Here is a 13,140-nt window from a genome sequence, read left to right as displayed (position 1 = left end):
ACGAAGATGGGCGAACGCTCCCTCAGGCGGCTTCTGATCATTCCTTGGTCAACTTGTTCGCATTTCAGATATTCCGCGTTGCGTCATCGGGTAGTCTGCCGCTCTTACTTTAGCCCACGTGTCTGGGCGTTTCGCCACTTCCGAAATCTGTTGACCCGGTGCAATCCTATTGAATTCGGCATTCACGATCACAGCCCAATCCCAGAGTAAGTCGCGCAGACCCGAAGAAATCCCCTGTCGCATCCAGATTTGCTCGAGGTCGAGCCTGTCACCAAGCCGGTCCGCAGCCACCGATACGACATATGTGGCGATGTTCACCCATGCCTGGCGGAAAGTTTCCTTAGCGTCCTTCGTCTTGATCATGCTCTCGATCGCCTTGAAGAGAATGACCTTTGCGATCATCGCCCGATACCAGCGGGCGTCGAGTGGGTTGGGGACTATGGTTGGATCATCATCGATTGCAGACATAAAGGCAGCGAAGTTCTTTTCGCCCGCCATCGCTACCTGGTTTGGCTTGCCACGCCACGATTCATGATATTTTGCGATGTCGTTCTTTTTCAGTTTTCGTTTGGGCGGGATCATTTCTTGCAGCTTTCGACGTTTCGCCGGAGTGTTGCCGTCTCTCAGGAGCATCACGTTGTAAGCTCCATCCGCGCGCTCGTAGAACCACCGTGTTGCGCCGTCTGGGCACCAGGTTTCGTTTGCCAGCTTCTCAAGCTGAACGTGAAAGGGCCGGTTGGCGGACAGGTCCGACATCTTCACCGCGTTTTGACTGTTTGCATAGCGTGAGACGTTGCTGATCAGCCGCTCGCGGGCATCATCCTGTGATCCCTTGAGAATAATGATCTTCGCCGGAACCATGACATGACTAAGGTCGATGGTTCGGTCGTCGCGTGAAGCAAAGTAAATCGAAGAGGTCGTCTGGCCACCGTTGACGATCTGCAGCCCTTTCAGAAAGGAAAGCCCGAGGTTTCCGTCTTCGGCTCGCTCAAACGCTGCCTCGTCGCAGACGAGGACAAGCCCATTGTTGAACGCAAGGAAATGCTCAGGTTCGGTTCGCAGCGTTTCGACGATGCCCTTGTTCACGGCGCGCTTCGCGCCGAGGAATGTCCTCACGTTGGCTTCGAGCAGGCGGGATCCGAAGCGCAAGTAAAGATCGCGAATGAGTTGCCCCGGAATCGCGGTCAGCGCGTACTCATAGTCGGCATCCGGATCGGGGACATGGACGCAAGGAAGTGGTCGGCCGATCGACTGAACGAAGCTGACTGCCAGTTCGTCTCTGGGCTTGCCGTCTGTGTGGCGGAACAGTCTTTCTATGTCCATGGCCTCGACGGCCACCATCTTGTTGTGCACTTCCTTGTTCGAAAAGCGTTTGGTCTTGGTTTTTCCATCAGTGATAACGAACACCCGAAGGCGGTCGATTTCGCTCCAGCGGGACCGGATGGTCGCGACCAAGTCTCGGACTGGATGGGTGGGATCGATCTTCGCATCGAGGTTGCCACTCGCTGCGCGAAACAGAAAGCGAACGCCTTCACTTGCGGTTGTCGTTGCATCTGAGTCAGCCAGATCTTGTAACTCTTCAGTGCCAAAATAGTGGGTCACGAACAGGTCAAGCGCGGTTTCATCGGAGCTGAGGGCATAGCCAGTAATCCGCAGCTTCGCGTTGCCGACCTTGCCGTTCCAGTGACATATGGTTGGCTCGTCACAGATCCCTGTATCAGCGACATGTTCCATTACCTTTTCTGCAAAGACGAGCTCCTCTGAAGGAAAAGGCCCTTCGCCAGCTTCCACGCGCTCGGCAATGGTAGTCTGCAGGTCGGACCGGAAGTTGCGATGGAACTCTTCAAGGCTCATGATTGGTCCAGTCCAAATTGGTTGATCAGCTCCGGAAACCCAATTGATGGAATCTCCAAAGCATCGAGGTCGAGCACATAAGCCGCTGAGCGGATAGCAGCGGGCAACATGGCGCGCGTGATGCGCGGCATGTCACCTTCGGCGCGGAATGCTCTCGCATCCTTCAATGTCAGGGTTCGCCCGTAGAGCGACGCATGTTCGTCGAGGTATCCCATCACCATGAGCAACGCCTCAAATCCGCGTTGCACTCCGGCCAGTCTGAACCTCTCGCGTAGTTCGGACACGAGGCCGACGAGCGAGATCCCGTCAGTGTTTTCCTCGAAGCGGAAGGCGCAGAGGAAGGTCGGCATCCTGTCGCCATCCAGCTGCTCGATGCTGTTGATCCGAGCGAGGAAGCTGCCGGTCCGAACAGTGCTCTTTACCTCTATCGCTCCACCTCGAACGTGGAAGTCCTGTGCCGCCCGCAAAGGTCCGTACCAGCAGTCGAGCGCACCGGCTGCGAGAGAAGTGTCGGCAAGCAGCCTTAGCATCCACAACTCTCCTAGCAGGCCGATCTGCGCATCAGGCGACAGTGGCCGGTGGCTACGAGACATGAACGCTTGCCATTCCCTTACCCGTTCAAGGAAGGCGTGCATGACGTCGCCGTTCGTCGTGCTGGCCGCAACGGCGAGCGTTCTCAGGACGTCGACGACCATGATGGTGAAGATTTCTGGGGACCCCTCTGGCCGTCTCACCAAGCCGATCGCCGTCTTTCCGGCAAAGACGGTCTGACCTTCGATACAGGCAACATCGAAGCCCTTTCCTTCCGGTAGCTGCGCTGGATTGACCGACGATGATCCCTGAAAGGAGACGATTAGCGCTTCCCGACCAAGAGGAAAATGGCAACCTGCTTCGACTGATACAACGCCCATTCCGGTAAGGTGGACAAACCGCCAGTCTTCTGCGGCTTCTTGGCGCGCTAGTGCTCTCCACGCACGTGTCAGCCCATCTTCAGTCCACCCAGTCATTTATGCCTCCCCAGAGAACGCTGTTGGCGATGTAACTGGAGTTGGAAACCCTTCTCTCGGATGTACTTGACGGAAAACTGATTGCCCAAGCCACGATAGGATCAGCACCTTTCAAGTCATCGACATCGGCACCTTCGGGATCAAGTAGGTAGAGCATCAGGAGACCGCGTTCCCGGCGAGCCGGAATGCCCGCGTCAGCTACGCCTTCTCCAAGAACGTGTCGAATTTGCGGGCCCCTAGGTTCAGACGGACGTTCCTTGCCTTCGTTTCGATCAGTGTCATTGCGCCATGTCTTCTGACTCAGCTCGAGGGCGGCATTCCACTCCGCCTCTGTCAGGTCTATGGCCTGATCACGTGGCGAGATGAGGGTTTTGATGGAGTAGCGATCCGCATGCTCAGCTGCTCGGCGGCGATCCAACATCTTGACCATCACGCCACCCACTGACTTTTCTGTTCCGGGTTGTTCTTTTCCGATCAGCGCTACGGTCCATTTCGTGAGTTCCTGATCCTTGTTCATTTCCTCAATGAAATCAGCAATCAGCGGACTCATGATCCGGAAGCTTGCCGTGTGGGTGCGGTACTCCCTCAGGAAAGAGATCACGCTCAACGCTTTTACATCCCGCCAAAGGTGACCGTTCCACTTCTGACCTTCTGGCACGAAGAGTTGGTGGTTCAGGTCTTTCGACGGGCCAAGTGTGCTGATGAAGCGATCTGTGGCGTTGAGGTTTGCCGTTATGTCGCCCTTGCGGTTAGGAAACACTATGGTCTGCAGCAAATCGCCCGAATAGGTAAGCTGCATCGCGCGAGCGTTTCTCATCTTGGCTCGAGAGGTCACGGTCAGCACGGAGTGGGACTTTACGCGCAGGCCAAACTGCTTGGGAGTAGCACCGGCCGCAACCATGTTGTCGAACTCCTGGCGCAGCTCTTCGGCGGCATCGGCGATATGGCCGAACCACTCCACCATTTCCTCCGAGGTATACAGCCGGCACACATCGAGGTAACCATCGCGGTATCCAAACCACCGGCCCATCTGCATGAGGGTGTCGTACATACGCGCGGTCCGCAGAAAGTAACTCGTGCAGAGGCCTTCAAGCGTCAGGCCACGCGCAAGCTTGTCGCCGCCGATTGCAATCACCTTCAAGCCGGTTCCATCGTTCTCGACATAGTCGAGCGCATCTTTCGCCGTGCCATTGATCTCGCGCACGCGAATATCCGACAGTACATCTGGGAGGACTGAACGAATGTCCGACCACGAGAAGTCGTCAAGCGTTTCCCCTTCGACGAGGGCAACGCGGATCATCTGCATTCCGGGCAGAAAGGTTGCTTCATACTCTAAGCGCATGGACGCTTCGAGGGCAGCCAGTTCAATGTTGCGGGTGTATCGGCCCTTCAGATACCTGAGATACTCGGAAACCTGGTTGACAACTTCGCTCTGAACCGAAGTGAAGCGGGTCACATGGATGAGCATTGAAGAGTGCTTGTTGCCCTGTCCTCGTAGCTTCCGCACCGCACAAGCATACACGAAGGAACGGATCGCTTCTGCGAGCGAGTCCGGTACGCGATCTTCTCCTTTCCAACGAGGATGATGTCCGTTCTTGTGTGGCTTAATCTCCGGAGATGTTGTCGTTTTACTTGGCATCCAAGGCTGGAATTGATCATCTGGCAGGGCTCGCACTAGGGGCAAGTCGTCTGGCGTGCTCGAGGCTGATCCGAACACTCGCCCCGGCCCAACGTAATTCGATGGTGCCGCTAAGCTGGTGATGAAGGCTGCTGGAAAAAGGTCCGGACCGTGCTCCTGTGTTGCGCCGCGGTCGTGTATGAAGATATTTGCGAATGGCGTCGCTGTGTACCCGACATAGGCCTTTCGCGAAAAGTGATGGAGGATCGAGCGGATCAGCCTGTTGATGGTTTTTGGCTGATGCTCCAGGTCCGGGTTACCAAAATCGTCTACAACGTCTTCACCAGTGTCGACAGATCCGTGGTCGGACTCGTCGTCGATCACCAGAATCGGCAGATTTGTGACAATTTTTTGACCAGTTACGGGGTCAACATAGTTGGCGACCCGGTTGCGAATCCAATGCAGCAGGCGCTCAAGGACAGTCTTGTTCTTCTTGACCACGAACAGCCACGGTCGCTGTTCGGGGCTGATGTTCATCTTGGCCGCGACCGCCGTATTGAAGTCGCCCTTGTCACTGCGATTGGTTGCCGCGTTTGGACGGACCGAGGTGTCATTGTCAATCAGACCCACCCCGACTGCCGGGAGCTCGTCAGCGTCAGAAATGGTGGCAAATCCTAGGAAGCCCTCGTCTAGTCGGATCTGGGTTTGGGCCCTCAGGTTGTTGTGCAGGCCAGCCAGCACGATAATGATCTTGTATCCAGAGTCGGCGGCTTTGCAGATGAGGCCGGTGTAGTTACCGGTCTTTCCGGACTGCACGTGGCCCACAACGAGTCCGCGTCGGTCCCACGCCCCTTCCCGAGTCGGATCCTCAAGCTGCGAAAGGACTTCATCGGTCGCCAAGTCGAGGGCGTCGAGAGCTATCCAGGGGATCCGCGCTTCCATGTACTCCGAATACCGCTGCCAGTAAGTCCAGCCTTTCTTCCTTTCCGCATCGAGCCATGCGATGTGGCCATCTCCGCTGGAGAGCGTGGCGTTCTCGCCCACCGTACGGCTTGATCGGCGGATCAGTTCGTCAACGAGAGCGTCCCGATCAACAAGGGCGAAGTCCTCCTCCATCATGATCGCTAGCTTCTTCAGCTCCTTATTGATCATTTCCGGGGTAACGGCAGTCTGGGCGCGCTCCGCAGCAAGACGAAGCATATTCTGCGCCATGGAAAGAATTGAATCAAAAGCCTTCTGGTCCGAAATCGTCATTGCGTTTCTTTCACTTCAAGAGCTGAAATCAAGTCGAGGTGCCGGTCGAATGGTGGCGTGCGCCCGAGCCTTTCCCGCGCCTCGGGCGGGCTAAGTCCGCGAAACTTCACAAGTGCTTCGAACATCGATGCTAGTGTCTCGATGACTTCACTCTCTGGTGCCCCCGCGAAACCTGTCCTCGGTGTCTCCTTGTCTTCCGCTGTATCCAGCCAGATGCGTTGAACAGGAACGGTCTCCTCGATGAGCCTGAGGAGAGCGAGGATGTCGGGCTTGAGGGAGCCGGCGCGGTTCAGGATAGAGGCGATGAGGTCATGGTCGCGGTCAATTCGGTATGATGTACCTTGCGCCGATCGCCGTACCTGCCAAGTCTCTGCGGCAGCGTTTGTTCGCGTTCCCGTGACCGGCGTAATGTGACCCCGGTGGGCAAAAACACGACGTGCAGTGTCGCGGGTCTGTGATGCTAGGCGGTGAAGCTGGGAACGCAGCCTAACCGGCGGACTGGCGGTCGATTTCAGGACATTGATCTTCCATTCTGCGTCCGCGCTGTTCGGGATGTCGAGCCGGATGCGGGCAAGCCTGTGTGCTTCATCGCGCGGCCAAGGTTTGCCGCCATCGCCGAGGCCCAGCCAGCCCCCAGCAAGAAGGAGACGCCTGTTGCGGTAGACGTAGAAGCCCTCTTGCTGCGTCCATCCCCCTGGCCCGGCCGCTGCTTCCTGTTCGGCGGCGGTCTTGAGCATGTCGCGATGCGGTAGGATATGGCATTGGACCTTCACTCCTATGGTGTGAAGGATGCGATACTCCGGACTTTCCAGTGCCTTGCCCGGATGCCCTATCAGGTATGGATCCCACGGCTTTACCTGTCTTCCGTTAAGAAGCACACGAAGTTCGGGCTGTTGACCTTCCAGTAGGCGATGAAAGGTCATCGCAAGATGCGCCTCGATGCGATCAGCAAGCTCGATCATGTCGGCCGCCGCGAAGCCTTCGGTCACGATACGGTCGAGCTTTTCCCATAAGATGATGGTGCCATGTTCCATAAAGTCGAGCGGTGCAAACAGATGCTCTGATCCCGGTGCGGGCCCTTCAAAAAGTGGCCATTCGGTACCCGCTTCTTGACCGATCAGATCGAGATCCCATTGCAGGCACACGACAGGTCCGCCATTTCGCCGGCTTGCTACGGTCAGTCGCCGAGCCTGCGAGAAGCTCGCTGTTTTAAGTCCCAGCCCGAAGCGCCCGAGGTCACTGGCGTCACGTTCAGCCCGCGGATCGCGCGCGCCGAGCCGCATTCCGGCTTCAAGAGCAGCGTCGTCCATGCCGTCGCCGTCATCGACGATCCGTACCCAACTCTCCGGGCCAGCCCATTCGAGATGGATTGCGACATCCGTCGATTTCGCCGCGATGGAATTGTCTACCAGATCGGCAAGTGCAGTTGGAAGCGCGTACCCAAGTCCTCGAAGTGACTCAAGCATAGAGCCCGCGTGTGGAGGAGCGTTTCTCACACCCATGCCACTACATCCCCAACAAGTCGTGGAGGCGACGCTTGCGGCCCGGGTGCGAAAGACGATCCAAGCCCTTCGCCTCGATCTGGCGAATGCGTTCGCGCGTCACTCCATAGAGTTGACCGATCTCCTCAAGAGTCATGCCTGTGTCGCGCCCGATCCCGAAGCGCATCCGGATTATATCAGCCTGACGTTCTGGCAGATCAGCCAGTGCGTCTGTCACGATCCTTTCGGTTTCTGCCTGGTCGAAGATATCCGCTTCTGAAGGCTCGGGCAGCAGGTTGTCCCAGTCATCAATGCTTGCCGGATATTCGGCTTCACGCGGGATGCCGCGGAGCTGTCTGATATCGTCGATTGCCCATTCGAGCTCTTCAGCAAGTTCCAGGTCGGAAACGGCACCGCCGACCCGAACGTCCAGCCTGTCGAGGGCACGATCAAGCTTGGTGAGCTTCTCGTGCCGATGCACGGGAATGCGGATCGCCGCGCCTTCATCAACGCGCCATCGCGTGATGGCCTGCCGCATCCAGTAACTTGCGTAGATGAGGAAGCGATAACCACGCTCGGGATCAAATCGCCTTGTGGAACGCTGCAGACCCATGAATGCCACCTGAAAGACGTCCCCTGGATCCTCGCCTTCCTCCACGTTCCGCGAGGCAAAGCGCCGCACGTAAGGCAGGTGCTGGCGGATAAGCTGCTCAGTGGCGGATTCGAAGACCATCATTTCGGCTTCCAGCTGACTGGCCTCGGCTCGGCACGCTGGGAATTGTTCCAGTCTGCGGACCAACTCCTTGTGGAATGCAAGAGAGAGATCCAGTGCCTCGAGCGCAGCGAGTGCTTCTCTTCGTAGTTTGCCGTCCATCACCCGGCCGGTGGTGTGCCACGACCTTAGGGCGTCCGCAGCGGCCATTACTTCGGACGTCTCCGCATGGCTTGGACGCGAGGCAAGAATGGCTCTTAGGGAGACCGAGCCGGGGTCTCGAGAACCGTCGCGGATGCTGTCCACGACATTGAGGATCGTTTCGACGGCGGTCTCGGAGGCCAGAATGCCCAGTTGGATTTCCTGCTTGGCCCGCATCAAGGGCTCCAGCAGCTGCAGCTCGTCTGATTTGCCCATGACGAAGCGCTGAGTACCGGGCAGCCGCGTCCGACGTGAAAGGGCTGCCTCGATCGCGTCAGCGAGGTCATCGAACGAGGTGTCCGAGACGGCGTCCCAGAGATCGGCATCATGCCCCGTCGCCTGATCGAGATCGAAGCCCGCTGCTTCTAGGTTGCGCTGGAGATTTATGCGCAGTTCCTCGAGATCACAGTTCCCTTCGGAATGGGCGACCAAGCCGTCGACATCATCGAGGGAGCACCGTCCCTTGGCCAGAATTTCCTCTGCCCAGGTGAAGCAGATGTGCGGGTCGATCGATATCCGCGTGCCAGTCTGGACGACTGCTCGTTTGACCGATTGTCGTCCGCGGTTGCGGACCTGCAGGAAGTCACTCTCTGCACCGTGATCGACGGCCACAGCGGTGCTGGAGCTGATGCCCTCACCGGCAATCGGTGCAGGTGAAAGGTCGAGATTCCAATCTCCATCCTCGTCATCCGAAACCACCGGTGACGAACTGACAAGCGCTACGAATGTCCCCGATGCCGAATCGCCCGTGTGCTGATCAAAGAATTTCTCTGGTTCTTCTTCGGCTTCGAAAAACAGCAAGTCATCCAGTTTATCAACTTGGTCGGGAGATGCGTCGGCGCGCGAGGGTTCCAAGATTAGCTTTTGTAGCGGACCTTCATTGGTTTGCTCAGCAACAGCCACCGCCCCGCCATATCGATCGTTTTCGATGCGGCCAATCTCAGCGAGCCGCTCATTCGACAAGCCTAGCCGATGTACTTTGCTGAGCACCGCATTGCGAGTGACCCCACCCAGTTCCATCGAAATCTGGCTGGCGCTAAGGCCCTCGGCCCACATCCTTTTCAGAAGGTTGACCCTTTCGTCCGACCAAGCCGATACGTCGATCGATTTAGGCATCACTTCGTAGCGTGTGGGGTCGGGACGCTCATCATTCGGCCCCCTCGTATTCGACAAGCCTAGCCGATGTACTTTGCTGAGCACCGCATTGCGAGTGACCCCACCCAGTTCCATCGAAATCTGGCTGGCGCTAAGGCCCTCGGCCCACATCCTTTTCAGAAGGTTGACCCTTTCGTCCGACCAAGCCGATACGTCGATCGATTTAGGCATCACTTCGTAGCGTGTGGGGTCGGGACGCTCATCATTCGGCCCCCTCGTATTCGACAAGCCTAGCCGATGTACTTTGCTGAGCACCGCATTGCGAGTGACCCCACCCAGTTCCATCGAAATCTGGCTGGCGCTAAGGCCCTCGGCCCACATCCTTTTCAGAAGGTTGACCCTTTCGTCCGACCAAGCCGATACGTCGATCGATTTAGGCATCACTTCGTAGCGTGTGGGGTCGGGGCACCTACTAATTTTACCCCTGCGGCTGTAGATACCTAAACGGTGAATTTCGTTCAGGATTGCACCCGAAGTAAAATGCCCCCCGAGTTTTTTGGCGATCTGGCCCGGTTCCACACCCATGGACCACAATCTCCGCAGCTCTTCGCGCCTTGGTTCGGTCCAATACGCTTCTTCGAATCCTTCAAGAATGTTTTTCACTTTTTCTTCTGACGATTGTTGTGGGGGATCAAAAAATGGATCCTCTGAAACAGCGCCTTTCAAGGCTGTTGTGGTCTCGGGTTTTAAAGTGTTGTGGCTTTCTTTGACTTTTTCGAGTGTTGGAGATTTCGAGACAAGAGACGATAGTAGCTGGGCGGTGAGGTCATGACCTTCAGCAAGTGCTACATCTGAGGGTGTATTTCGGTCGTGATTCAGCTGTGTCGGGTCCGCACCAGAGCGAATGAAAAGATCGCAAACAGCGAGGTTTCCAAAACGCGCGGCGAGATGGAGTGGTGTGTCTCCCTTCGGATCGGGCGTGTGGAGGCGAGAGGATGCCGCAAAATCAGCCAGCTTCTCGAGCTTCCCTTCGGCAATCAGTCTTATCTCGAGTGGGTCAAGAACATGGCTTTCAGGCTCGCTCGTCGCTCGGGGGCGACTGCCGAGGATATGGGACAGTCTATCTATGATCTTCATGAATGACCTCCCTGTTGAGAAGCACGATCTGCTGGTCTTGGGGCTTCCTTGCGCCGGGATCAGTATCAAGTCCCAGACGCCTAAGCGCGTAGTACAACAGCGCGCTTCGGACCTTGATGTTCGCCTTGCCCTCGCGCATCCCGTAGTCCAGCGCGATGACCTTTGCCTGAGTTTCCGAAAGGGCGGGGTGGGGCCCGATCTCCAAGGTGATCTCGGTATTCCAGTCCCGGTCGTCCTCCGCGGATATGTCGCTCACCCGAGACCCGCGAATCTCCCGCATTCGCGAGAGCAGGAAGTCCTTGAACGCTTCGTCGGTTAGGCAGAACGCCCGTGTGTGCCACCGAAACCCGTCGAATGCGATCGCGTGCGGCGCTATCCAGCGCCAACGCGGCTCAGGAGTTGAAAGGGACTGATATTTGACCTCGATGGCTTCGGATCGTTGTATGGCCTTGATGACGGATCTGAGCGTCGCCGGGGCGATCCCGCGGGCCGGGGTGGGCGCGGCATCGTAGTCTGGCAGTCCCGCCATCCAGCAGTCTTCTTGATCGAGTATCCCGTCTGCAACTGCTCGAATCTGAGCGAGGTAGCGTCCTGCGTCGAGTTTGTTAAAGATGGGTGTGAACCTTGTGTCACGGACATATGTCCGTAGGCTCTTGTCGTAGGTCATGTTATCCGGCGCGAGACCGATGTAGCGGTTCAGGTCGGATGACGCCTGGTTCACCGACAGCCCGAACTTCTCCATCACGTCGCTACGATTCACGTGCCCCTCCCAAAACAAGCGAAACTCTATGAACTCGAGACGTTGCTCGACCCCCCAACGAAGCCCCGGCATGTTGTTGTCCATCACAATTTCCCGTTACGGTAGGTGCGAACGTTAAATATGCGCGCCCAATTTCTGTGCACTCAAGAATCGTAGCTGCGTGCCGGTTCGGGATCAATCGAAAATGCTCGCAAAGCCACATGGCTGCGTGGAGTGGGCATGGGCCCCTAAAAGCGCGTCAGTGTTCTACAAAATTTGGCGCGCGGCTGGACCGCCGGCGGACCAGCTGGGACTTCAGAACTTCAGTGTGCGTCGCGTGTGCGCAGAGCTTCGCAACCATCACGCAGTGGCGGACACTGGCACGGGAGAGAGTTGTGTGCCTGAGTCATCCGCTCCGACAATCACCCGAGTAGCTTGCCGCAGGTTCTGCGCGACGGCGTCGGCCGCCATCCGCACCGGCTCGGCCGCGAGATGGGCATAGCGCGCCGTATTCTGGACCTGCGTGTGGCCAAGGAGCTTGCCGATCATTTCCAGCGACGCGCCACCGCTGACCAGCAGGGACGCAAAGGTGTGCCGCAGGTCGTGGATGTGCAGATCGGGCAGGTCGGCGTCCTTTTGCACCTTCAACCAGAACCGGCGGATTTCCCGAACCGGCTGGCCGACAGTTTCGCCGGGGAAGAGCCATGGATTGCTCTTCGGAACGACAAGCTGGCGCTGGCGCACGATGGCCACCACCTCCTGCGAGATCGGGACGTGGTGGATCTTGCGCTGCTTGGTGGTTGAGGCGGGTTTGGACCAGACAACATAGTCGAGGTTGAACTGTTCGAACCGCGCTGTCTGCACCTAGCCCACCCGGGCACCAGTCAGCATGCACATGCGGATGATCGACGCCGCGCGCTGATCCTCGGCGCTGTCGAGGACTGCTGCGATCCGGGCCAGTTCGTCGGGTCCAAGAAATCGTTCGCGCGCCTCCTCGATGCGCCGGTGAAACCCCTGCGCCGGATTGTCGGCGCGCCATTCCCATTCCATCGCCAACGTGAACATCTTGCGCAGCACTTCGCCGGTGCGGTTGGCCCTGATCGGGGTGGGTTTGTGCCCCTGCAGCTTCCGTGCGCGGTTGTTGGGCTTTTCCTTGCTGGGGCGGGGGCGGCCCTCTGCCAGGAAATCAAGGAACCGGGCGACGTCGGACTTGGTGATTTCGGTCACCAGCTTGTTGCCCCAGACCGGTTCGTCCATCTTCTTCAGCATCGAGGTCTGGTCCCCGGCGTTGTTTTTCGCCAGTTTCGGCAGGTGTTCCCGGATGTAGCGGTCGATCATGTCCTTGACGCGCGGGGCCTCGCGAAAATCCTCCCGCACGGCCAAAGGGTCGTGCCCCTCGTCGATGGCGCGGCGCAGTTCCTTGGCGCGTTCGCGGGCGGCCGTCACGCTCCACTCCGGCCAGCGCCCGATGCTCATCCGCCGCTGCCGTCCGGCATGGCGGTAGTTGATGGTGAAGGTCCGCGCGCCCGAGGCCTGAACCCGGGCAGCAAACCCGATCACCTCGGTGTCAAAAATCTGATAGCTGACGCCCGGCTTTGGCTCAGCATCGCGTAGGGCTTTCTCGTTCAGTTTCAATTGCTTGACCATGTGCCCGGCCTCCTTGCTCCCCAACACAGGCGTAGACCCGTGCGGTTATCATGCAGAGCATGGGGCAGGGGGCGGAATACAGGCGGAAGGTGGAATTGAAGTGGAGAAGGGAATTCCGGTCAAGAATATCAAGGGGTTCTGCGGATGCGCCGACTTGTGGTAACTCAAGCCAGAACATGCGGTGCGAGATCGCTTCATAGAATTGCTGAAGGGAATACAATGAAACGGGTGCTGACGGTTGGGATGACCTACACTGGCGATCCTGTCGACGGGGTGGAGATCGAAAATTTGGGCCTTTGCCAGCCTAGCGTGGATCAGAAGCGCGCGGCTTATGCGCTCTACGAGTATGATACCTGAGCTACTCCCCAACTCTTGGACAGATTTCCGGCTGATTT

7 protein-coding genes and 1 pseudogene are annotated in these 13,140 nt (G+C 57.8%); 1 reads left to right on the top strand and 7 read right to left on the bottom strand.

The window, feature by feature from the left end:
- Positions 1 to 48: 48 nt before the first annotated feature.
- The 7 genes and pseudogenes from EEB11_RS18865 to EEB11_RS18815 form a co-directional block, all read right to left on the bottom strand.
- Positions 49 to 1,854, bottom strand: coding sequence for an AIPR family protein (locus EEB11_RS18865; protein ID WP_135434075.1), 1,806 nt, complete (start codon positions 1,852 to 1,854; stop codon positions 49 to 51).
- Entirely contained in the window at positions 1,851 to 2,861 is a 1,011-nt protein-coding gene (locus EEB11_RS18860; protein ID WP_135434073.1) for a PD-(D/E)XK motif protein, read from the bottom strand. Before EEB11_RS18860 ends, EEB11_RS18865 begins: the two co-directional genes overlap by 4 nt.
- Positions 2,845 to 5,733, bottom strand: coding sequence for a Z1 domain-containing protein (locus EEB11_RS18855; RefSeq protein WP_135434071.1), 2,889 nt, complete (start codon positions 5,731 to 5,733; stop codon positions 2,845 to 2,847). Before EEB11_RS18855 ends, EEB11_RS18860 begins: the two co-directional genes overlap by 17 nt.
- Entirely contained in the window at positions 5,730 to 7,199 is a 1,470-nt protein-coding gene (locus tag EEB11_RS18850) for an ATP-binding protein (protein ID WP_245299013.1), read from the bottom strand. The genes EEB11_RS18855 and EEB11_RS18850 overlap by 4 nt, the downstream gene beginning before the upstream one ends.
- 40 nt (positions 7,200 to 7,239) lie before the next feature.
- Entirely contained in the window at positions 7,240 to 10,359 is a 3,120-nt protein-coding gene (locus EEB11_RS20170; RefSeq protein WP_245299012.1) for a sigma-70 family RNA polymerase sigma factor, read from the bottom strand.
- The gene (locus tag EEB11_RS18820) at positions 10,343 to 11,203 is read right to left on the bottom strand and encodes a BrxR family helix-turn-helix transcriptional regulator (protein WP_135434067.1); all 861 of its coding nucleotides are present in this window, start codon (positions 11,201 to 11,203) and stop codon (positions 10,343 to 10,345) included. The genes EEB11_RS20170 and EEB11_RS18820 overlap by 17 nt, the downstream gene beginning before the upstream one ends.
- A 255-nt stretch (positions 11,204 to 11,458) precedes the next feature.
- Positions 11,459 to 12,745 (bottom strand): annotated as a pseudogene (locus EEB11_RS18815) (tyrosine-type recombinase/integrase).
- Between the two features lie 219 nt (positions 12,746 to 12,964).
- Here EEB11_RS18815 and EEB11_RS18810 point away from each other — a divergent pair.
- On the top strand, positions 12,965 to 13,102 hold the full coding sequence (locus EEB11_RS18810; RefSeq protein WP_210134470.1) for a hypothetical protein: 138 nt from the start codon (positions 12,965 to 12,967) through the stop codon (positions 13,100 to 13,102).
- Positions 13,103 to 13,140: the final 38 nt, after the last annotated feature.

Source organism: Pseudotabrizicola sediminis, from assembly GCF_004745575.1.
In the GTDB taxonomy this organism is placed as follows: domain Bacteria; phylum Pseudomonadota; class Alphaproteobacteria; order Rhodobacterales; family Rhodobacteraceae; genus Pseudotabrizicola; species Pseudotabrizicola sediminis.
The sequence above is the reverse complement of the archived record's forward strand: the minus strand, read 5'-3'. Positions and strand labels throughout refer to the sequence as shown.

What these genes read in the sequence shown, in the direction of transcription:
- EEB11_RS18865 (WP_135434075.1), bottom strand. Translation starts at nt 1,854, where the DNA reads ATGAGCCTTGAAGAGTTCCATCGCAACTTCCGGTCCGACCTGCAGACT.
- EEB11_RS18860 (WP_135434073.1), bottom strand. Translation starts at nt 2,861, where the DNA reads ATGACTGGGTGGACTGAAGATGGGCTGACACGTGCGTGGAGAGCACTA.
- EEB11_RS18855 (WP_135434071.1), bottom strand. Translation starts at nt 5,733, where the DNA reads ATGACGATTTCGGACCAGAAGGCTTTTGATTCAATTCTTTCCATGGCG.
- EEB11_RS18850 (WP_245299013.1), bottom strand. Translation starts at nt 7,199, where the DNA reads ATGCTTGAGTCACTTCGAGGACTTGGGTACGCGCTTCCAACTGCACTT.
- EEB11_RS20170 (WP_245299012.1), bottom strand. Translation starts at nt 10,359, where the DNA reads ATGAAGATCATAGATAGACTGTCCCATATCCTCGGCAGTCGCCCCCGA.
- EEB11_RS18820 (WP_135434067.1), bottom strand. Translation starts at nt 11,203, where the DNA reads ATGGACAACAACATGCCGGGGCTTCGTTGGGGGGTCGAGCAACGTCTC.
- EEB11_RS18810 (WP_210134470.1), top strand. Translation starts at nt 12,965, where the DNA reads ATGAAACGGGTGCTGACGGTTGGGATGACCTACACTGGCGATCCTGTC.